Below are 17,332 nucleotides of genomic sequence, written 5' to 3'. Positions count from 1 at the left end.
AATGGCGTGGCTTCGTTTTGTGTACCCGAACAGGTCCGCACGGCGAAGTGCAGCGTCAACCGTTGAAGACACTTGAAGGCCACCGGGTCGGTGGCTGGTGAAAGAGGGCACAGGATGCCAACGATCTCTCAGCTGATCCGCAAGCCGCGGACGGCGCAAAAGAGCCGGAACAAGGTTCCCGCGCTTGAGGCCTGCCCGCAGAAGCGTGGCGTGTGCACGCGCGTTTATACGACGACCCCGAAGAAGCCGAACTCGGCTCTCCGTAAGGTCGCCAAGGTTCGTCTGACGAACGGGTTCGAAGTCATCGGGTACATCCCGGGTGAAGGTCACAACCTTCAGGAGCACTCCGTGGTCATGATCCGCGGCGGCCGTGTGAAGGACCTTCCGGGTGTGCGCTATCACATCCTCCGCGGTGTCCTCGACACCCAGGGCGTGAAGAATCGTAAGCAGCGTCGTTCGAAGTACGGCGCGAAGCGGCCGAAGTAAGCCGTCAACTGTCATTGAGGTCAGTTCATGTCCCGCCGCCACAGCGCTGAGAAGCGTGAGATCATCCCGGATCCGAAGTTCGGGGATATCGTCGTCACCAAGTTCATGAATTCCATCATGTACGACGGCAAGAAGTCCGCTGCCGAGAGCATCGTCTACGGTGCCTTCGACAGCATCGAGAGCCGTGCGAAGGCGAACCCCCTCGAGGTGTTCAAGCAGGCCCTCGACAACGTCGCTCCTGCGATCGAGGTTCGTTCCCGCCGCGTCGGCGGTGCGACCTATCAGGTCCCGGTCGAAGTTCGTACCGAGCGCCGTCAGGCTCTGGCGATCCGCTGGATCATCCAGGCCGCTCGCGGTCGGAACGACAAGACCATGGTCGAGCGTCTCTCCGCCGAGTTGCTCGACGCCTCCAACAACCGCGGCAACGCCGTGAAGAAGCGCGAAGACACCCACCGTATGGCGGAAGCCAACCGTGCGTTCTCGCACTACCGCTGGTAACGGCCCGAGGAGCTGAGCGATGCCCCGCACGCACGCGATTGAGGACTACCGTAATTTCGGCATCATGGCCCACATCGATGCCGGCAAGACCACGACGACCGAGCGCATCCTGTACTACACCGGTAAGTCCCACAAGATCGGTGAAGTGCACGAGGGTGCCGCCACCATGGACTGGATGGAGCAGGAGCAGGAGCGTGGCATCACGATCACGTCCGCTGCCACCACCTGCTTCTGGAACGGCAAGCGCCTGAACATCATCGACACTCCCGGCCACGTCGACTTCACCATCGAAGTCGAGCGTTCGCTGCGCGTGCTCGATGGCGCCGTCTGCGTTCTGGACGGCAACCAGGGCGTCGAGCCCCAGACCGAGACCGTGTGGCGTCAGGCCGACAAGTATGACGTTCCCCGCGTCGTGTTCGTCAACAAGATGGACAAGACGGGCGCGAACTTCTTCAACTGCGTCGACGACATCGTGAAGCGCGTCGCCGGCAAGCCCGTCTGCCTTCAGATCCCGATCGGAGCGGAGAGCGATTTCCGCGGCATGGTCGATCTGATCAAGATGAAGGCCCTTGTCTGGTCCGGCGAGTCGCTGGGTGCCAGCTTCGACGAGGTCGAGATTCCGGCTGACCTGAAGGACCAGGCCGCCGAATATCGCGCCAAGCTCGTCGAGGCCGCTGTCGAGATGGATGACGATGCGCTCGCCGCCTACCTGGACGGCCAGGAGCCGGACGAGACGACCCTGCGTCGCCTGATCCGTACGGCCGTGCAGCGTCGCGCCTTCCACCCGGTGCTCTGCGGTTCCGCGTTCAAGAACAAGGGCGTTCAGCCCCTGCTCGACGCGGTCGTGGACTTCCTGCCGTCCCCGGCGGATCGCGAAGCTATCCAGGGTATCGACTTCAAGACGGAAGAGCCGACGACCCGTAAGCCGACCGATGAGGAAGGCTTCTCCATGCTCGCCTTCAAGATCATGGACGACCCCTTCGTCGGCACGATCACCTTCTGCCGCGTCTATTCGGGCAAGGTGAACGCTGGCGACACGCTGCTCAACTCGTCTCGCGACAAGAAAGAGCGCGTTGGCCGCATGCTGCTCATGCATGCGAACAACCGCGAGGACATCAAGGAAGCCTATGCCGGCGACATCGTCGCCCTGGCCGGCCTCAAGGAAGTCCGCACTGGCGACACGCTCTGCGACCCGAGCAAGGCCGTGATCCTCGAGCGCATGGAGTTCCCTGAGCCCGTGATCGAGATCGCGATCGAGCCGAAGTCGAAGGCCGACCAGGAAAAGCTCGGTCTGGCTCTCTCGAAGCTGGCCGCCGAGGACCCGTCCTTCCGCGTCTCGACCGACCAGGAGTCGGGCCAGACGATCCTGAAGGGCATGGGCGAGCTTCACCTCGACATCAAGGTCGACATTCTCCGTCGTACCTACAAGGTCGATGCGAATATCGGCGCTCCGCAGGTGGCCTACCGTGAGACGATCACCAAGAAGGCAGAGGTGGACTACACCCACAAGAAACAGACCGGCGGTACCGGCCAGTTCGCTCGTGTGAAGATCGTCGTTCAGCCGAACGACCAGGGTGCCGGCTTCGCCTTCGAGTCGAAGATCGTCGGTGGTGCGGTTCCGAAGGAATACATCCCGGGCGTTGAAAAGGGCCTCCAGTCGGTCGTGGGTGCTGGCGTCGTCGCCGGCTTCCCGGTGGTCGACCTCAAGGTCGAGCTCATCGACGGTGCCTTCCACGAAGTCGACTCGTCGGCCCTGGCCTTCGAAATCGCTTCCCGCGCCGCTCTCCGTGAGGCCCTCCAGAAGGGCGGATCGGTTCTGCTCGAGCCGGTGATGAAGGTCGAAGTCACGACCCCTGAGGACTACACGGGTTCGGTCATCGGTGACCTCAACTCCCGTCGTGGCCAGATCCAGGGTCAGGACATGCGCGGCAATGCCGTGGTCATCAACGCGATGGTCCCGCTCGCCAACATGTTCGGCTACGTCAACACCCTGCGCGGCATGAGCCAGGGACGCGCGAGCTACACCATGCAGTTCGACCACTACGAGCAGGTGCCGTCGAACGTGGCTGCCGAGGTTCAGGCGAAATACGCCTGAACCCACTAAGCGACTATTTGAAAGATCAAAGGAACGGGTGCCACGATGGCGAAGGAAAAGTTTGAGCGGAATAAGCCGCACTGCAACATTGGGACGATTGGTCACGTGGACCATGGCAAGACGTCTCTGACGGCGGCGATCACGAAGGTTCTGGCGGAGTCGGGTGGGGCGACGTTCACGGCGTACGACCAGATCGACAAGGCGCCGGAAGAGAAGGCGCGCGGCATCACGATCTCGACGGCGCACGTGGAGTACGAGACCACGAACCGGCACTATGCCCACGTGGACTGCCCCGGCCACGCCGACTACGTGAAGAACATGATCACGGGTGCGGCGCAGATGGACGGCGCGATCCTGGTGGTGTCGTCGGCCGACGGGCCGATGCCGCAGACGCGCGAGCACATCCTGCTGGCCCGCCAGGTTGGCGTGCCGGCCCTGGTGGTGTTCATGAACAAGGTCGACATGGTCGACGACGCCGAGCTGCTCGACCTGGTCGAGCTCGAGGTGCGCGAGCTTCTGTCGAAGTACGACTTCCCCGGCGACGACATTCCGATCGTGAAGGGCTCGGCCCTGTGCGCTCTGGAAGACCGCCAGCCTGAGATCGGCCGCGAGCGGGTGCTCGAGCTGATGGCCGAGGTCGACCGCTACATCCCGCAGCCGGAGCGTCCGGTGGACCAGCCGTTCCTGATGCCGATCGAAGACGTGTTCTCGATCTCGGGCCGCGGCACGGTGGTGACGGGTCGCGTCGAGCGCGGCATCATCAAGGTCGGCGAGGAAGTGGAGATCGTGGGTCTGCGCGACACGCAGAAGACGACGGTCACGGGCGTCGAGATGTTCCGCAAGCTGCTCGACCAGGGCCAGGCCGGCGACAACGTGGGCGTTCTGCTGCGCGGCACGAAGCGCGAGGACGTGGAGCGCGGCCAGGTGCTGTGCAAGCCCGGCTCGATCAAGCCGCACACGAAGTTCAAGGCCGAGGCCTACATCCTGACGAAGGAAGAGGGTGGCCGTCACACGCCGTTCTTCGGCAACTACCGGCCGCAGTTCTACTTCCGCACGACGGACGTGACCGGCGTGGTGAAGCTGCCTGAGGGCACCGAGATGGTGATGCCGGGCGACAACATCACGATGGAAGTCGAGCTGATCGCGCCGATCGCCATGGAAGAGAAGCTGCGCTTCGCCATCCGCGAAGGCGGCCGTACCGTCGGCGCCGGCGTCGTCGCCGCCGTGATGGATTAATTTGAGAGGATCAAAGGACAGCGGCCGGGTTTCGGCTCGGTCGCTTCCCTTGTTGAATGGATAAGCCATGAACGGTCAAAACATTCGTATTCGCCTTAAGGCGTTCGACCACAGGATCCTCGACGCTTCGACACGCGAAATCGTGTCGACCGCGAAGCGGACCGGCGCACAGGTGCGCGGGCCCATCCCGCTGCCGACGCGCATCGAGCGCTTTACGGTGCTTCGCTCGCCGCACATCGACAAGAAGTCGCGCGAGCAGTTCGAGATGCGCACTCACAAGCGTGTTCTCGATATCGTGGACCCCACCCCGCAGACGGTTGATGCTCTGATGAAGCTCGATCTCGCTGCTGGTGTGGACGTGGAAATCAAGCTCTGAGCCTTCGGGCTTGGAGCCTTCGGTAGACACGCCGAGAGGATACGCACATGCGCTCAGGCGTCATTGCACAGAAAGTCGGGATGACCCGCATCTTCACGGATGCAGGCGAGCATGTCCCGGTCACGGTTCTGAAGGTCGACAGCTGCCAGGTCGTCGCCCACCGGACCAAGGAAAAGAACGGCTACACCGCGCTGCAGGTCGGCGTCGGCAAGGCCAAGGTGAAGAACGTTTCGAAGGCCGAGCGCGGAAGTTTCGCCGTCGCCCAGGTCGAGCCGAAGCGCAAGCTCGCGGAGTTCCGCGTCTCCGAGGATGCTGTCATCCCGGTTGGCGCCGAGATCACCGCCGATCACTTCGTTGCTGGTCAGTTCGTGGACGTCACGGGCATCACGACGGGTAAGGGCTTCGCCGGCGGCATGAAGCGCTGGAACTTCGGCGGTCTGCGCGCCTCTCACGGCGTGTCGATCTCCCACCGCTCGATCGGTTCGACCGGTGGCCGCCAGGATCCGGGCAAGACGTTCAAGAACAAGAAGATGCCGGGTCACCTGGGCGTCGAGCGCGTCACCACGCAGAACCTGCGTGTCGTGTCGACCGACGTCGAGCGCGGTCTGATCCTGGTCGAGGGCGCCGTTCCCGGCGTGGCCGGCGGCTGGATCTTCGTCCGCGACGCGGTGAAGCGCAAGCTGCCGAAGGAAGTGCCGATGCCCGGCTCGTTCCGCACGGCCAACGACGCTGCGCCGGTCGCCCAGGCTGAGCAGGCCCAAGAGGAGAATGCGTGATGAAGCTTGATATCACCACGCTCGAAGGCGGCAACGCCGGTTCGGTCGACCTGAACGAGACCATCTTCGGTCTCGAGCCGCGCGCCGACCTGCTGGCCCGCTGCGTCCGCTGGCAGCTCGCCAAGCGCCAGGCCGGCACGCACGCCGTCAAGAATCGTTCGGACATCGACCGGACGACGAAGAAGGTCTACAAGCAGAAGGGCACCGGCAGCGCCCGTCACGGCGCCGCGAGCGCTCCCCAGTTCCGGGGCGGCGGTCGTGCCTTCGGCCCGCAGGTCCGCAGCCATGCTCACGACCTGCCCAAGAAGGTTCGCGCTCTCGCCCTGAAGCACGCGCTCTCGTCCAAGGCCAAGGACGCTTCGCTCGTCGTGATCGACGACGTGAAGCTCGCCGAGCCGAAGACGAAGGCTCTCGTCGAGCGCTTCGGCAAGCTCGGCCTCGGCAACGCCCTGATCATCGGCGGCGCTGAGATCGAGACGAACTTCCAGCGGGCTGCTCGCAACATCCCGAACATCGACGTCCTGCCGGTGCAGGGCATCAACGTCTATGACATCCTGCGTCGCGAGAAGCTCGTTCTCACGAAGTCGGCTGTCGATGCGCTGGAGGCGCGTTTCAAATGAGCCTGGACCCGCGCCATTACGATGTGATCGTAAGCCCGGTCATCACCGAGAAGGCCACGACCCTGTCCGAACAGAACAAGGTCGTCTTCAAGGTGCGTCCGGATGCGACGAAGCCGCAGATCAAGGAAGCGGTGGAGAAGCTGTTCGATGTCAAGGTGAAGAGCGTCAACACGCTCGTCACCAAGGGCAAGGTGAAGATGTTCCGCGGCACCCGCGGCCAGCGGTCGGACGTGAAGAAGGCGGTCGTAACCCTCGTTGAGGGCCAGACCATCGACGTCACGACAGGCCTCTGATCGGTTGAGAGAGTGATCCGATGGCTTTGAAAACATTCAAACCGATCACCCCCGGCCTGCGCCAGCTGGTGATCGTCGACCGCAGCGAGCTCTACAAGGGCAAGCCGGTCAAGAAGCTGACGGAGGGCAAGAGCTCCTCCGGCGGCCGTAACAACCTGGGTCGCGTGACCGTCCGCTTCCGTGGCGGTGGTCACAAGCGCACCCTCCGTCTGGTCGACTTCAAGCGTCGCGCCCGTCTGGGCGATGTGGCGACCGTGGAGCGGATCGAGTACGATCCGAACCGCACCGCCTTCATCGCTCTGATCCGCTACGCCGACGGCGAGCAGGCCTACATCCTGGCCCCGCAGCGTCTGGCTGTCGGCGATCAGGTGTCGGCCGGCGAGCAGGTCGACATCAAGCCGGGCAACGCGATGCCGATCGGCAACATGCCGGTGGGAACGATCATCCACAACGTCGAGCTGAAGATCGGCAAGGGCGGCGCACTCGCCCGTTCCGCCGGCACCTACGCTCAGATCGTGGGTCGTGACCAGGGCTACGTGACGATCCGCCTGAACTCCGGTGAGCAGCGCCTGGTCCACGGGCTGTGCTTCGCCAGCGTCGGCGCGGTGTCGAACCCTGACCACATGAACACCTCGATCGGTAAGGCTGGTCGTAACCGTTGGCTCGGCAAGCGTCCGCACAACCGCGGCGTCGCCATGAACCCGATCGACCACCCGCACGGTGGTGGTGAAGGCCGTACCTCCGGTGGTCGTCATCCGGTGTCCCCGTGGGGCGTACCGACCAAGGGCAAGAAAACCCGTTCGAACAAGCGGACCGACAAGTTCATCGTGTCGAGCCGCCACGCTCGGAAGAAGTAAGGATAGAGGCACGTCATGGCACGTTCGCTTTGGAAGGGTCCGTTCGTCGACGGCTACCTCCTCAAGAAGGCCGAGGCTGCCCGTTCCTCGGGCCGCAACGAGGTTATCAAGATCTGGAGCCGCCGCTCCACGATCCTCCCGCAGTTCGTGGGCCTCACCTTCGGGGTCTACAACGGTCAGAAGCACATTCCCGTCTCCGTGAACGAGGAAATGGTGGGTCACAAGTTCGGCGAGTTCTCGCCGACCCGCACTTTCCACGGCCACGCGGCGGACAAGAAGGCGAAGAGGAAGTAAGATGGGTAAGGCCGCGACTCCTCGCGCACTGAGCGACACCGAGGCTCAAGCCGTCGCTCGCATGCTGCGCGTCAGCCCCCAGAAGCTCAACCTTGTTGCGGCCCTTATCCGCGGCAAGAAGGTTTCTGCGGCTCTCGCCGATCTCGAGTTCTCCCGCAAGCGCATTGCGCGCGACGTGAAGAAGTGCCTCGAGAGCGCCATTGCCAACGCCGAGAACAACCACAACCTCGATGTGGACGATCTCGTGGTCAGCCAGGCCTATGTCGGCAAGGCGCTCGTCATGAAGCGCTTCCACGCCCGGGCCCGCGGCCGGGGTGCTCGTATCATGAAGCCGTTCTCGAACCTCACGATCGTGGTTCGGGAAGTTGCCGAACAGGCATAAAGGAGAACCAGATGGGTCAGAAAATCAACCCGATCGGTCTTCGGCTCGGCATCAACCGGACCTGGGACTCGCGCTGGTTCGCCGGCAAGGGCGAGTACGCCAAGCTGATGCATGAGGACATGGCGATCCGCGAAGCTCTCATGAAGCAGCTGAAGCAGGCCGCCGTCTCGAAGATCGTCATCGAACGCCCGCACAAGAAGTGCCGCGTCACCATCCACTCGGGTCGTCCGGGCGTGGTGATCGGCAAGAAGGGCGCCGACATCGAGAAGCTGCGCAAGCTGGTTTCGAAGATGACGGACGCCGACGTGGCGATCAACATCGTCGAAGTCCGCAAGCCGGAAGTCGACGCGACGCTGGTGGCCGATTCGATCGCTCAGCAGCTTGAGCGCCGTGTCGCTTTCCGCCGCGCCATGAAGCGCGCCGTTCAATCGGCGATGCGTCTGGGCGCCGAGGGCATCCGTATCAACTGCTCGGGCCGTCTGGGCGGCGCTGAAATCGCACGCCTCGAATGGTACCGCGAGGGCCGCGTTCCGCTGCACACCCTGCGTGCGGATGTGGATTACGGAACGTCCACGGCTTTCACGACCTATGGCACCTGCGGCATCAAGGTCTGGATCTTCAAGGGCGAAATCCTCGAGCACGATCCGATGGCCCAGGACAAGCGGATGAACGACGAAGGAGGCCGCTCCGGTGGCCGCCGCGAGCAAGCGGCGTAACCGAGAGGTCAGGAGAGGTTTGCCATGTTGCAACCGAAGAAAACCAAGTTCCGTAAGCAGTTCAAGGGCCGTATCTCCGGCACTGCGAAGGGCGGTACGGACCTCAACTTCGGCCAGTTCGGCCTGAAGGCGATGGAACCCGAGCGTGTCAACGCTCGTCAGATCGAGGCGGCTCGCCGCGCCATCACCCGCGCCATGAAGCGCGCGGGCCGGGTGTGGATCCGCATCTTCCCGGACGTGCCGGTGTCGACGAAGCCGACCGAAGTACGTATGGGTAAGGGTAAGGGCGCTCCCGAATATTGGGCAGCCAAGGTTAAGCCTGGCCGCATCATGTTCGAGATCGACGGCGTGCCGGAGGATATCGCCCGCGAGGCGCTCCGTCTCGGCGCTGCCAAGCTCCCGATCAAGACGCGCTTCATCCAGCGCATTGCCGAGTAAAGGAGGGGATCATGAAGTCTAAGCAGAGAGCCTCCGACCTCAACGCGATGTCGCAGGACCAGCTGTCGGACGAGTTGCTGAACCTGAAGAAGGAGCAGTTCAACCTGCGCTTCCAGCGTGCGACCGGCCAGCTCGAAAACACCGGACGCGTCCGTGAGGTCCGCCGGGACATCGCCCGCGTCAAGACGCTGCAGCGCCAGAAGGCCGCTGCGGCTAAGGCTTAAGAGGAAATCAAGATGCCGAAGCGCGTTTTGCAGGGCGTCGTTGTCAGCGACAAGCAGGACAAGACGGTCGTCGTGAAGGTGGAACGTCGTTTCACGCACCCGGTTCTGAAGAAGACCGTGCGTAAGACGAAGAACTACCACGCTCACGATGAGAACAACACTGCCAAGGTGGGCGACACGGTCTTCATCGAAGAGACCAAGCCGTTCTCCAAACTCAAGACCTGGGTGCTCGTCAACGAAGCGAAGGCCTAAGGGCTTCCGTTTTGGGGTTGTCTAACGGGGGCGGTTCGTGTATACGGCCGCCTCTCTCGACATTTGAAGGGCAGGGGACGTCAGATCCCCGTCAGGCGTAGTCCGGGGGGCAATCCTGCCTTGGCCCGGAAACCTGTCTGAAACAAAGGAAAGGATCAAAGCCATGATCCAGATGCAGACGAATCTTGACGTCGCCGACAATTCCGGCGCCCGTCGCGTGATGTGCATCAAGGTTCTCGGCGGTTCGAAGCGTAAGTACGCTTCCGTGGGCGATATCATCGTCGTATCCGTGAAAGAAGCTATCCCGCGCGGCCGCGTGAAGAAGGGCGACGTCATGAAGGCGGTCGTCGTGCGCACCGCCAAGGACATCCGCCGCGCTGACGGCTCGGTCATCCGTTTCGACCGCAATGCCGCCGTTCTGATCAACAATCAGAAGGAGCCGGTCGGCACCCGTATCTTCGGCCCCGTTCCGCGTGAACTGCGTGCCAAGAACCACATGAAAATCATTTCGCTTGCGCCGGAGGTGCTCTAATGGCCGCGAAGATCAAGAAGGGCGACAAGGTCGTTGTCCTGACCGGTCGCGACAAGGGCAAGACCGGTGAAGTCGTGCAGGTGCTCCCGAAGGAAGAGCGCGCGGTCGTCCGTGGCGTGAACCTCGTGAAGCGCCACCAGCGCCAGACGGCAAACGCCGAGGGCGGCATCATCTCGAAAGAGGCTGCCATCCACCTGTCGAACCTGGCCTATGCGGACCCGAAGGACGGCAAGCCGACCCGGGTTGGTTTCAAAGTTCTCGAAGACGGCCGCAAGGTCCGTTTCGCCAAGCGCTCGGGGGACCTGATCGATGGCTAAGGCTCAGGTGGACGGCTACACGCCGCGGCTGAAGAAGCACTACGAGGAAGTGGTGCGTCCGAAGCTCATTGAAGAATTCGGCTACAAGAACCCCATGGAAGTGCCGACGATCGAGAAGATCGTCCTCAACATGGGCGTTGGCGAATCGACCGCCGACTCGAAGAAAGCTTCGGTCGCGGCTGGCGATCTCGCTCTCATCGCCGGCCAGAAGCCGGTGATCACGAAGGCCCGCAAGGCCATCTCGCAGTTCAAGGTCCGCGAGGGCATGCCGATCGGTGCCAAGGTTACGCTGCGCAAGGCTCGCATGTACGAGTTCCTTGACCGTCTCGTGACCGTCGCTCTTCCCCGCGTTCGTGACTTCCGGGGCCTGAACCCCAAGTCGTTCGACGGTCGCGGCAACTACGCAATGGGTATCAAGGAGCACCTGGTGTTCCCTGAGATCAATTACGACAGGGTCGAGCAGGTTTGGGGCATGGACGTCGTCATCACCACCACGGCGAAGACCGACGACGAAGCCCGGGCCCTGCTGCGTCACTTCAACTTCCCGTTCCGGCAGTGAGGATAGCTGTCCTCAAACGCGGACACTGGAGATAAAAGCATGGCTAAGAAAAGCGCTATTGAGAAGAACAAGCATCGTCGCGACCTGGTGAAGAAGTTCGCCGGCCGCCGCGAGCGCCTCCTGGCGGTCGCCAACGACGAGTCGAAGTCCATGGAGGAGCGCTTCGAGGCGCGCCTCAAGCTCGCCGAGCTGCCGCGCAATGCGAGCAAGACCCGTATCCGCAACCGCTGCGAGATCACGGGCCGCCCGCGCGCCTATTATCGCAAGCTCGGCATGTCGCGTATCGCTCTGCGCGAACTGGGCAACAAAGGCCTGATCCCGGGCCTCGTGAAGTCCAGCTGGTAAGGGGGAGGGCATTATATGATCAACGATCCGTTGGGCGATATGCTCACCCGTATCCGTAACGCGCAGATGCGTCGTCGCGGATCCGTTTCCACCCCCGGCTCGAAGCTTCGCGCCCGTGTCCTCGAAGTTCTGAAGAGCGAGGGCTACATCCGCGATTACTCGCAGACCGAGTTCGGCAATGGCCGGACCGAGTTCTCGATCGAGCTGAAGTATTATGACGGTCAGCCGGTGATCCGCTCCATCGAGCGCGTCTCCAAGCCCGGCCGCCGCGTGTATGCCTCCGTCGACACCATGCCTCGCGTGGCTGACGGCCTCGGCATCACCATCCTCTCGACGCCTCAGGGCGTGATGGCCGATCACGAGGCCCGTGAGAGGAACGTGGGCGGCGAAGTGCTCTGCAAGGTCTTCTAAGGCCAGGCACCCGCACAGAACCACGGAGATTCGAAAATGTCCCGAGTAGGCAAGAAGCCCGTTACGGTTCCGTCAGGTGTGACGGCGACCGTCGACGGTCAGATGGTTAAGGTAAAGGGCTCGAAGGGCGAACTGTCGTTCCTCGTTCCCGAAGAAGTATCGGTTGCTCTTGAGAGCGGCGCCGTGTCGGTGAACCCGCGCGACGAGTCCAAGACGGCCCGTGCGAAGTGGGGCATGTCCCGCGCCCAGGTGGCGAACCTGGTCGAAGGCGTGTCCAAGGGCTTCGAGAAGCGCCTCGAGATCAACGGCGTCGGCTACAAGGCCGCCGTTGCCGGCAAGGTGCTGAAGCTTTCGCTGGGCTACAGCCACGATATCGACTACGCGATCCCGGCCGGCGTCACGATCACGACGCCCAAGCCCACGGAGATCATCGTAGCCGGCATCGACAAGCAGGTCGTCGGTCAGACCGCCGCCGAGATCCGCGACTATCGCGGTCCGGAGCCCTACAAGGGCAAGGGCGTCAAGTACTCCGACGAGTTCATCTTCCGCAAGGAAGGCAAGAAGAAGTAAGGACGACGTATCATGGCTGAGAAGAAAGGCGCTGAAGATCGCCGCAAGGCTCGTGTGCGCCGTGCGATCAAGAAGGCAGCGAATGGCCGTCCGCGTTTGTCGGTCTTCCGTTCGTCCAAGCAGATCTATGCCCAGGTCATCGACGACGTGCGCGGCCATACGGTCGCCTCGGCTTCGACCCTCGAGGCTGACCTTAAGGGCAAGCTCAAGACCGGCGCCACCGTGGATGCGGCGAAGGAAGTGGGCAAGCTCGTTGCCGAGCGCGCGGTTCAGGCCGGCGTGAAGCAGGTCATCTTCGACCGCTCGGGCTACCTCTATCACGGCCGCGTCAAGGCTCTCGCCGACGCTGCCCGTGAAGGCGGTCTGGATTTCTAACGGCGGGTTTAATCCAAGCAACCCTTAGCGAGCGGGCCCGCCGCCCGCGCAAGTGAGAGGTCTCATGGCTAGAGAACCAAGAGAACGTGCTGATCGCGAAGAGCGCGACAGCGAATTCGTGGACCGCCTGGTCCACATCAACCGCGTCGCCAAGGTGGTGAAGGGCGGCCGTCGTTTCGGCTTCGCTGCTCTCGTCGTCGTCGGCGACCAGAAGGGCCGCGTCGGCTTCGGCCACGGCAAGGCCCGTGAAGTGCCGGAAGCCATCCGCAAGGCCACGGACGCCGCCAAGCGCTCCATGATCCGCGTCGCCCTTCGCGAAGGCCGCACGCTTCACCACGACGTGAACGGTCGCCATGGTGCCGGCAAGGTCGTGCTGCGTGCCGCTCCCCAGGGTACCGGCATCATCGCCGGTGGCCCGATGCGCGCCGTCTTCGAGGTGGTGGGCATGCAGGACGTGGTCGCGAAGTCGCTCGGTTCGTCGAACCCGTACAACCTCGTCCGCGCGACTTTCGACGCGCTCAAGAACGAGGACAGCCCGCGTTCGGTCGCCGCTCGCCGTGGCCTGAAGGTCTCGACGCTGCAGGCGCGCCGCCGCGATGCGGATGTCAGCGAAGCCGCTGGCGCCGAAGCGTAAGGGAGGCTTTGACGATGGCAAAGAATCCTGCTTCCGCTGGGAAGACCGTCACCGTTGAGCAGATCGGCTCGCCGATCCGCCGCGAAGCCAAGCAGCGCCAGACGCTGATCGGCCTCAAGCTCAACAAGCTTCACCGTACCTCGACCTTGGAAGACACGCCGGCTGTGCGCGGCATGATCGAGAAGGTCAAGCACCTCGTGCGCGTTGTCGACGGGCAGTGAGGAGAGCGTCATGAAACTCAACGAAATTCGTGACAACGAAGGTTCCACCAAGAACCGCATGCGTGTCGGCCGTGGTATCGGCTCCGGCAAGGGCAAGACCGGTGGTCGCGGCGTAAAGGGACAGAAGTCCCGTACCGGCGTGGCGATCAAAGGCTTCGAAGGCGGTCAGATGCCTCTGCACCGTCGTCTGCCGAAGCGCGGCTTCAACAAGCCGAACGCGATCGAGCTGAACGAGGTCAACGTCGGCCGCATCCAGCAGGCCATCGAGGCCGGCAAGCTGGACAAGGCCGCTGCCGTGACCGTCGAGTCGCTGGTCGCCGCCGGTGTGGTGTCCAAGCCCCGCGACGGCGTGAAGATCCTCGGCGTCGGCGAGCTCAAGACGAAGCTTTCCTTCCAGGTCCATGGCGCGTCCAAGTCGGCCGTCGAAGCGATCGAGAAGGCTGGTGGCTCGGTCACCCTTCTGGGTGCCGTTGCGCAGGCGTGAGCCAGCGCCCACATTGACTAAGATCCAAGCGGCGGCCCGCGTCTGATCGCGTGGCCGCCGTTTGCGTGATGACCGTCACGTATCAGGTATTTCGGGGACACCACTATGGCCTCAGCAGCCGAGCAACTTGCGGCAAACATCAATTTCGGCGCCATTGCCAAGGCCGATGAGCTGAAGAAGCGCATCTGGTTCACCTTGGGCGCTCTCATCATCTACCGCCTCGGCACCTACATCCCGCTGCCCGGCATCGATCCGGAGGCTCTCCGGCAGAGCTTCCAGAGCGCCAGCGGGGGCGTGCTCGGCCTCTTCAACATGTTCTCGGGCGGCGCCGTGGAGCGCATGGCCATCTTCGCCCTGAACATCATGCCGTACATCTCGGCATCGATCATCGTCCAGCTCCTCACTTCCGTTCTGCCCTCGCTCGAGGCGCTGAAGAAGGAAGGGGAGGCGGGCCGCAAGATCCTGAACCAGTACACCCGCTATCTGACAGTGTTCCTGGCTGTGTTCCAGTCGTGGGGCATCGCGGTCGGCCTGCAGAGCTCGGGTACGATCGTGCAGTCTCCGGGGCCGTTCTTCCTGATCTCGACCGTAATCACGCTGACGGGCGGCACCATGTTCCTCATGTGGCTGGGCGAGCAGATCACGTCGCGGGGCATCGGCAACGGCACGTCCCTGATCATCTTCGCCGGCATCGTGGCGAACCTGCCGAACGCCATCGCGGGGACGCTTGAGCTCGGCCGTCAGGGCGCGATCTCGACGGGCCTGATCCTCGGCGTGATCGTGATGGCGGTGGCCATCATCTACTTCGTCGTGTTCATGGAGCGCGCTCAGCGCCGTCTGCTGATCAATTATCCGAAGCGCCAGGTGGGCAACCGGATCTATGAAGGTCAGACGTCGTTCCTGCCGCTCAAGCTGAACACCTCGGGCGTGATCCCGCCGATCTTCGCCTCGTCGCTGCTCCTGCTGCCGGCGACGATCGCCAGCTTCCAGACCAGCACCGACGGCACGGGCGTCATTTCGATGCTCACGGCGTATCTGGGACACGGGCGTCCGGCCTACATGTTCCTTTATGCGGCACTGATCGTGTTCTTTGCCTTCTTCTACACGGCCATCGTGTTCAATCCCACGGAGACGGCGGACAATCTGAAGAAGCAGGGCGGCTTCATCCCGGGCATCCGCCCCGGCGAGCGCACGGCGGATTTCATCGACCAGGTGCTGACCCGCATCACGGTGCTGGGCGCCGCCTATCTGGTGATCATCTGCCTGATTCCCGAACTGCTGGTGTCTTATGCGGCTCTGCCATTCTACTTTGGCGGCACTTCGCTTCTGATCGTGGTGTCTGTTACCATGGACACGGTCGCCCAGGTGCATGGCCATCTTCTGGCGCACCAGTACGAGGGCCTCGTCAAGAAGGCGAAGCTCAAGGGCGCCCGCAGGCGATAAGGCGTTCTCCGGCGAATCCGGGGGGCCGGTTCGCCGTCAATCAAGATGTGACTGGCAAGGGGGAGCCGGTTTCCACAAGGAGAGCGGCTCCGGAATTTGACGATCCCGCCAGAAGGCGGGGACACTCGACGGAGTGAGGGGGGGCGTCGATGAGGATGATTCTGCTGGGGCCGCCGGGGGCCGGAAAAGGCACTCAGGCTGTGCGTCTGGTCGAGAGGCTGGGGATTCCGCAGCTGTCGACGGGCGACATGCTCCGCGCAGCCGTGGCGGCCGGCACGCCGGTCGGCCTGAAGGCGAAGGCCGTCATGGACCGGGGCGACCTGGTGTCCGACGATATCGTGGTCGGCATCATCGCCGACCGGATCGAAGAGGCCGACGCCAAGAACGGCTTCATCCTCGACGGCTTCCCTCGGACCGTGGCCCAGGCCGAAGCCTTCGACGCCATGCTGGCCGAGAAGGGCCTCAAGCTCGATTCCGTCATCGAGTTCAAGGTGAACGAAGCCGAGCTGGTCGACCGGATCGTCAAGCGCGCTGCGGAAACCGAAGCCCGCGGGGAGCCGGTCCGCAAGGACGACAACCCGGAGGTCTTCAAGACCCGGCTCGAAGCCTACCGAAACCAGACGGCTCCGCTTTCAGCCTATTACGCAAGCAAGGGCATGCTGAAGACCGTCGATGGCATGCAGCCAATCGACGAGGTGACCGGGGCGATCAAGGGCATTCTCGGGCGATAATGGAGGACGGGGCAGCCTGGCTGCTCCTCATCCTTCTCCGTCGAACCTTTTGTCATCTCCGATCAGCACATCCCGCATGATCTTGGGCACGGGAAAACCGTAACCGGATCCTGGCAATTCGAAGTACAAGTTGCCGGACTGGTGATGATCACTGAGATAGAGCCGGGAGCCAATCATCTGAAGTGTCAGGATGATCGCCTGGAACTGATCAACGCCGTAAGTCGTGCTTTTTTCCACTTCATCTGGCCAGGCAATAGTAAAGCGGCAAGACCAGTGCTTGCCGCTTCCTTCTGGGGCATAGAGCCTGACGGGCACGGGAATGGTCTTCCCGGATTGAGAGACATAGTCGAGTTCACGCTCTGCAATGATCATTGGGACACCGAACGTCCAGCAGTCGGGACGATCGTCGGCCCGTTGCTATAGAGTTGCAACAACTTTCTCTGCGAATCAAGGGCCGGGGGCAGCCGGACGCTTGAGGGCTCAGTCGAGGCTCGACATGAAGTCGCAGGACAGGGAAAAGCAGATGGGCGTGGTCACTCAACGGTGTTGACGCAGCGCCGAAAACCAGCTATGTGCCTCCACTTGCAAAAGATGAGCTCGGCTCGGAGGGCTTCGGGAGAAGTCACTCGGGTCGTTTTGTTTTGCATAAGCCCGCGCAGGGGCCGGCCTCCACCGGACGCGCGATAACCAAAACCCGAAGCATTCGCTTCATACATGGAGACGGACGATGGCCCGTATAGCTGGCGTCAACATCCCGACCGCCAAGCGCGTTGTGATCGCGCTTCAGTACATCCACGGTATTGGGCCCAAGAAGGCCCAGGAGATCATCGAGAAGGTCAACATCCCGGCCGAGCGCCGCGTGAACCAGCTGACCGACGCCGAGGTTCTGGCCATCCGCGAGACGATCGACCGCGACTACATCGTCGAAGGTGATCTGCGCCGCGAAGTGTCCATGAACATCAAGCGCCTGATGGATCTCGCCGCCTATCGTGGCCTGCGGCACCGCCGCAGCCTTCCGACCCGCGGTCAGCGTACCCACACGAACGCCCGCACCCGCAAGGGCAAGGCGAAGCCGATCGCCGGCAAGAAAAAGTAATTTTGATCGGCCGCCCCGGGCGGGCGGCCTTTTCTCCCGAGCGCCTGGAACGACGGGCGCGCTTGAAGGAT

At 62.9% G+C, this 17,332-nt stretch carries 29 protein-coding genes; 28 read left to right on the top strand and 1 reads right to left on the bottom strand.

Going from position 1 to position 17,332, the window contains the following annotated elements:
* The first annotated feature begins 114 nt into the window (after positions 1-114).
* From rpsL to U0023_RS00540, 27 genes are all read left to right on the top strand, one after another.
* Positions 115-486: a 30S ribosomal protein S12 gene (rpsL, locus tag U0023_RS00670; RefSeq protein WP_009764294.1), complete on the top strand. Its 372-nt coding sequence runs from the start codon at positions 115-117 to the stop codon at positions 484-486.
* A 27-nt stretch (positions 487-513) separates the two neighbouring features.
* The gene (gene rpsG / locus U0023_RS00665; protein WP_009764295.1) at positions 514-984 is read left to right on the top strand and encodes a 30S ribosomal protein S7; all 471 of its coding nucleotides are present in this window, start codon (positions 514-516) and stop codon (positions 982-984) included.
* Between the two features lie 19 nt (positions 985-1,003).
* Positions 1,004-3,079: an elongation factor G gene (gene fusA, locus U0023_RS00660; protein ID WP_009764296.1), complete on the top strand. Its 2,076-nt coding sequence runs from the start codon at positions 1,004-1,006 to the stop codon at positions 3,077-3,079.
* A 45-nt stretch (positions 3,080-3,124) separates the two neighbouring features.
* Positions 3,125-4,315 (top strand): elongation factor Tu, encoded by a 1,191-nt coding sequence (tuf, locus tag U0023_RS00655; RefSeq protein WP_009764297.1) that lies wholly within the window; start codon positions 3,125-3,127, stop codon positions 4,313-4,315.
* 67 nt (positions 4,316-4,382) lie between these two features.
* Complete coding sequence (rpsJ, locus tag U0023_RS00650) at positions 4,383-4,691, top strand: 30S ribosomal protein S10 (RefSeq protein ID WP_009764298.1); 309 nt, start codon at positions 4,383-4,385, stop codon at positions 4,689-4,691.
* 47 nt (positions 4,692-4,738) lie between these two features.
* Positions 4,739-5,467 carry a 50S ribosomal protein L3 gene (gene rplC / locus U0023_RS00645; protein WP_009764299.1) on the top strand — a complete coding sequence of 243 codons (729 nt, stop codon included), beginning with the start codon at positions 4,739-4,741 and terminating at the stop codon, positions 5,465-5,467.
* Complete coding sequence (gene rplD, locus U0023_RS00640) at positions 5,467-6,087, top strand: 50S ribosomal protein L4 (RefSeq protein ID WP_009764300.1); 621 nt, start codon at positions 5,467-5,469, stop codon at positions 6,085-6,087. Before rplC ends, rplD begins: the two co-directional genes overlap by 1 nt.
* Complete coding sequence (locus tag U0023_RS00635; protein WP_009764301.1) at positions 6,084-6,380, top strand: 50S ribosomal protein L23; 297 nt, start codon at positions 6,084-6,086, stop codon at positions 6,378-6,380. The genes rplD and U0023_RS00635 overlap by 4 nt, the downstream gene beginning before the upstream one ends.
* A gap of 20 nt (positions 6,381-6,400) precedes the next feature.
* Entirely contained in the window at positions 6,401-7,237 is an 837-nt protein-coding gene (gene rplB, locus U0023_RS00630) for a 50S ribosomal protein L2 (RefSeq protein ID WP_009764302.1), read from the top strand.
* A 15-nt stretch (positions 7,238-7,252) separates the two neighbouring features.
* The gene (rpsS, locus tag U0023_RS00625; RefSeq protein ID WP_009764303.1) at positions 7,253-7,531 is read left to right on the top strand and encodes a 30S ribosomal protein S19; all 279 of its coding nucleotides are present in this window, start codon (positions 7,253-7,255) and stop codon (positions 7,529-7,531) included.
* A 1-nt stretch (position 7,532) separates the two neighbouring features.
* Entirely contained in the window at positions 7,533-7,913 is a 381-nt protein-coding gene (gene rplV, locus U0023_RS00620; protein WP_009764304.1) for a 50S ribosomal protein L22, read from the top strand.
* Between the two features lie 11 nt (positions 7,914-7,924).
* Positions 7,925-8,629, top strand: a complete 705-nt coding sequence (gene rpsC, locus U0023_RS00615) for a 30S ribosomal protein S3 (RefSeq protein WP_009764305.1) — start codon at positions 7,925-7,927, stop codon at positions 8,627-8,629.
* Positions 8,630-8,653: 24 nt separating this feature from the next.
* Positions 8,654-9,067 carry a 50S ribosomal protein L16 gene (gene rplP / locus U0023_RS00610; RefSeq protein WP_009764306.1) on the top strand — a complete coding sequence of 138 codons (414 nt, stop codon included), beginning with the start codon at positions 8,654-8,656 and terminating at the stop codon, positions 9,065-9,067.
* 11 nt (positions 9,068-9,078) lie between these two features.
* A complete protein-coding gene (gene rpmC / locus U0023_RS00605; RefSeq protein ID WP_009764307.1) occupies positions 9,079-9,291 on the top strand; it encodes a 50S ribosomal protein L29 in 213 nt (70 codons plus the stop codon).
* 12 nt (positions 9,292-9,303) lie between these two features.
* Positions 9,304-9,543, top strand: a complete 240-nt coding sequence (rpsQ, locus tag U0023_RS00600; RefSeq protein WP_009764308.1) for a 30S ribosomal protein S17 — start codon at positions 9,304-9,306, stop codon at positions 9,541-9,543.
* A gap of 163 nt (positions 9,544-9,706) precedes the next feature.
* Positions 9,707-10,075 carry a 50S ribosomal protein L14 gene (gene rplN / locus U0023_RS00595; protein ID WP_009764309.1) on the top strand — a complete coding sequence of 123 codons (369 nt, stop codon included), beginning with the start codon at positions 9,707-9,709 and terminating at the stop codon, positions 10,073-10,075.
* The gene (gene rplX / locus U0023_RS00590; protein WP_009764310.1) at positions 10,075-10,392 is read left to right on the top strand and encodes a 50S ribosomal protein L24; all 318 of its coding nucleotides are present in this window, start codon (positions 10,075-10,077) and stop codon (positions 10,390-10,392) included. The genes rplN and rplX overlap by 1 nt, the downstream gene beginning before the upstream one ends.
* Complete coding sequence (gene rplE, locus U0023_RS00585) at positions 10,385-10,951, top strand: 50S ribosomal protein L5 (RefSeq protein ID WP_009764311.1); 567 nt, start codon at positions 10,385-10,387, stop codon at positions 10,949-10,951. Before rplX ends, rplE begins: the two co-directional genes overlap by 8 nt.
* Before the next feature lie 39 nt (positions 10,952-10,990).
* The gene (gene rpsN, locus U0023_RS00580) at positions 10,991-11,296 is read left to right on the top strand and encodes a 30S ribosomal protein S14 (RefSeq protein WP_009764312.1); all 306 of its coding nucleotides are present in this window, start codon (positions 10,991-10,993) and stop codon (positions 11,294-11,296) included.
* A 15-nt stretch (positions 11,297-11,311) separates the two neighbouring features.
* Positions 11,312-11,707, top strand: a complete 396-nt coding sequence (gene rpsH, locus U0023_RS00575) for a 30S ribosomal protein S8 (protein WP_009764313.1) — start codon at positions 11,312-11,314, stop codon at positions 11,705-11,707.
* Positions 11,708-11,743: 36 nt separating this feature from the next.
* Positions 11,744-12,277 (top strand): 50S ribosomal protein L6, encoded by a 534-nt coding sequence (gene rplF, locus U0023_RS00570; protein ID WP_009764314.1) that lies wholly within the window; start codon positions 11,744-11,746, stop codon positions 12,275-12,277.
* A gap of 12 nt (positions 12,278-12,289) precedes the next feature.
* On the top strand, positions 12,290-12,652 hold the full coding sequence (rplR, locus tag U0023_RS00565; RefSeq protein ID WP_009764315.1) for a 50S ribosomal protein L18: 363 nt from the start codon (positions 12,290-12,292) through the stop codon (positions 12,650-12,652).
* A gap of 64 nt (positions 12,653-12,716) precedes the next feature.
* Positions 12,717-13,286 carry a 30S ribosomal protein S5 gene (gene rpsE / locus U0023_RS00560; protein ID WP_009764316.1) on the top strand — a complete coding sequence of 190 codons (570 nt, stop codon included), beginning with the start codon at positions 12,717-12,719 and terminating at the stop codon, positions 13,284-13,286.
* A gap of 14 nt (positions 13,287-13,300) precedes the next feature.
* Positions 13,301-13,507 (top strand): 50S ribosomal protein L30, encoded by a 207-nt coding sequence (gene rpmD, locus U0023_RS00555; protein ID WP_009764317.1) that lies wholly within the window; start codon positions 13,301-13,303, stop codon positions 13,505-13,507.
* Between the two features lie 10 nt (positions 13,508-13,517).
* Positions 13,518-13,991 carry a 50S ribosomal protein L15 gene (rplO, locus tag U0023_RS00550; protein WP_009764318.1) on the top strand — a complete coding sequence of 158 codons (474 nt, stop codon included), beginning with the start codon at positions 13,518-13,520 and terminating at the stop codon, positions 13,989-13,991.
* 105 nt (positions 13,992-14,096) lie between these two features.
* Positions 14,097-15,434, top strand: coding sequence for a preprotein translocase subunit SecY (gene secY / locus U0023_RS00545; RefSeq protein ID WP_009764319.1), 1,338 nt, complete (start codon positions 14,097-14,099; stop codon positions 15,432-15,434).
* A 149-nt stretch (positions 15,435-15,583) separates the two neighbouring features.
* Positions 15,584-16,165, top strand: a complete 582-nt coding sequence (locus U0023_RS00540; protein WP_009764320.1) for an adenylate kinase — start codon at positions 15,584-15,586, stop codon at positions 16,163-16,165.
* Positions 16,166-16,192: 27 nt separating this feature from the next.
* Here U0023_RS00540 and U0023_RS00535 read toward each other — a convergent pair whose 3' ends face one another.
* Positions 16,193-16,537, bottom strand: a complete 345-nt coding sequence (locus U0023_RS00535) for a DUF6968 family protein (RefSeq protein WP_009764321.1) — start codon at positions 16,535-16,537, stop codon at positions 16,193-16,195.
* A 355-nt stretch (positions 16,538-16,892) separates the two neighbouring features.
* On the opposite strand from U0023_RS00535, the gene rpsM reads away from it, so the two are divergent.
* Complete coding sequence (gene rpsM / locus U0023_RS00530; protein ID WP_009764322.1) at positions 16,893-17,261, top strand: 30S ribosomal protein S13; 369 nt, start codon at positions 16,893-16,895, stop codon at positions 17,259-17,261.
* The last annotated feature ends 71 nt before the right edge of the window (positions 17,262-17,332 follow it).

This window comes from Microvirga lotononidis, from assembly GCF_034627025.1.
In the GTDB taxonomy this organism is placed as follows: domain Bacteria; phylum Pseudomonadota; class Alphaproteobacteria; order Rhizobiales; family Beijerinckiaceae; genus Microvirga; species Microvirga lotononidis.
This window is presented reverse-complemented; position numbering and strand designations above follow the sequence as displayed.

What these genes read in the sequence shown, in the direction of transcription:
- rpsL (WP_009764294.1), top strand. Translation starts at nt 115, where the DNA reads ATGCCAACGATCTCTCAGCTGATCCGCAAGCCGCGGACGGCGCAAAAG.
- rpsG (WP_009764295.1), top strand. Translation starts at nt 514, where the DNA reads ATGTCCCGCCGCCACAGCGCTGAGAAGCGTGAGATCATCCCGGATCCG.
- fusA (WP_009764296.1), top strand. Translation starts at nt 1,004, where the DNA reads ATGCCCCGCACGCACGCGATTGAGGACTACCGTAATTTCGGCATCATG.
- tuf (WP_009764297.1), top strand. Translation starts at nt 3,125, where the DNA reads ATGGCGAAGGAAAAGTTTGAGCGGAATAAGCCGCACTGCAACATTGGG.
- rpsJ (WP_009764298.1), top strand. Translation starts at nt 4,383, where the DNA reads ATGAACGGTCAAAACATTCGTATTCGCCTTAAGGCGTTCGACCACAGG.
- rplC (WP_009764299.1), top strand. Translation starts at nt 4,739, where the DNA reads ATGCGCTCAGGCGTCATTGCACAGAAAGTCGGGATGACCCGCATCTTC.
- rplD (WP_009764300.1), top strand. Translation starts at nt 5,467, where the DNA reads ATGAAGCTTGATATCACCACGCTCGAAGGCGGCAACGCCGGTTCGGTC.
- U0023_RS00635 (WP_009764301.1), top strand. Translation starts at nt 6,084, where the DNA reads ATGAGCCTGGACCCGCGCCATTACGATGTGATCGTAAGCCCGGTCATC.
- rplB (WP_009764302.1), top strand. Translation starts at nt 6,401, where the DNA reads ATGGCTTTGAAAACATTCAAACCGATCACCCCCGGCCTGCGCCAGCTG.
- rpsS (WP_009764303.1), top strand. Translation starts at nt 7,253, where the DNA reads ATGGCACGTTCGCTTTGGAAGGGTCCGTTCGTCGACGGCTACCTCCTC.
- rplV (WP_009764304.1), top strand. Translation starts at nt 7,533, where the DNA reads ATGGGTAAGGCCGCGACTCCTCGCGCACTGAGCGACACCGAGGCTCAA.
- rpsC (WP_009764305.1), top strand. Translation starts at nt 7,925, where the DNA reads ATGGGTCAGAAAATCAACCCGATCGGTCTTCGGCTCGGCATCAACCGG.
- rplP (WP_009764306.1), top strand. Translation starts at nt 8,654, where the DNA reads ATGTTGCAACCGAAGAAAACCAAGTTCCGTAAGCAGTTCAAGGGCCGT.
- rpmC (WP_009764307.1), top strand. Translation starts at nt 9,079, where the DNA reads ATGAAGTCTAAGCAGAGAGCCTCCGACCTCAACGCGATGTCGCAGGAC.
- rpsQ (WP_009764308.1), top strand. Translation starts at nt 9,304, where the DNA reads ATGCCGAAGCGCGTTTTGCAGGGCGTCGTTGTCAGCGACAAGCAGGAC.
- rplN (WP_009764309.1), top strand. Translation starts at nt 9,707, where the DNA reads ATGATCCAGATGCAGACGAATCTTGACGTCGCCGACAATTCCGGCGCC.
- rplX (WP_009764310.1), top strand. Translation starts at nt 10,075, where the DNA reads ATGGCCGCGAAGATCAAGAAGGGCGACAAGGTCGTTGTCCTGACCGGT.
- rplE (WP_009764311.1), top strand. Translation starts at nt 10,385, where the DNA reads ATGGCTAAGGCTCAGGTGGACGGCTACACGCCGCGGCTGAAGAAGCAC.
- rpsN (WP_009764312.1), top strand. Translation starts at nt 10,991, where the DNA reads ATGGCTAAGAAAAGCGCTATTGAGAAGAACAAGCATCGTCGCGACCTG.
- rpsH (WP_009764313.1), top strand. Translation starts at nt 11,312, where the DNA reads ATGATCAACGATCCGTTGGGCGATATGCTCACCCGTATCCGTAACGCG.
- rplF (WP_009764314.1), top strand. Translation starts at nt 11,744, where the DNA reads ATGTCCCGAGTAGGCAAGAAGCCCGTTACGGTTCCGTCAGGTGTGACG.
- rplR (WP_009764315.1), top strand. Translation starts at nt 12,290, where the DNA reads ATGGCTGAGAAGAAAGGCGCTGAAGATCGCCGCAAGGCTCGTGTGCGC.
- rpsE (WP_009764316.1), top strand. Translation starts at nt 12,717, where the DNA reads ATGGCTAGAGAACCAAGAGAACGTGCTGATCGCGAAGAGCGCGACAGC.
- rpmD (WP_009764317.1), top strand. Translation starts at nt 13,301, where the DNA reads ATGGCAAAGAATCCTGCTTCCGCTGGGAAGACCGTCACCGTTGAGCAG.
- rplO (WP_009764318.1), top strand. Translation starts at nt 13,518, where the DNA reads ATGAAACTCAACGAAATTCGTGACAACGAAGGTTCCACCAAGAACCGC.
- secY (WP_009764319.1), top strand. Translation starts at nt 14,097, where the DNA reads ATGGCCTCAGCAGCCGAGCAACTTGCGGCAAACATCAATTTCGGCGCC.
- U0023_RS00540 (WP_009764320.1), top strand. Translation starts at nt 15,584, where the DNA reads ATGAGGATGATTCTGCTGGGGCCGCCGGGGGCCGGAAAAGGCACTCAG.
- U0023_RS00535 (WP_009764321.1), bottom strand. Translation starts at nt 16,537, where the DNA reads ATGATCATTGCAGAGCGTGAACTCGACTATGTCTCTCAATCCGGGAAG.
- rpsM (WP_009764322.1), top strand. Translation starts at nt 16,893, where the DNA reads ATGGCCCGTATAGCTGGCGTCAACATCCCGACCGCCAAGCGCGTTGTG.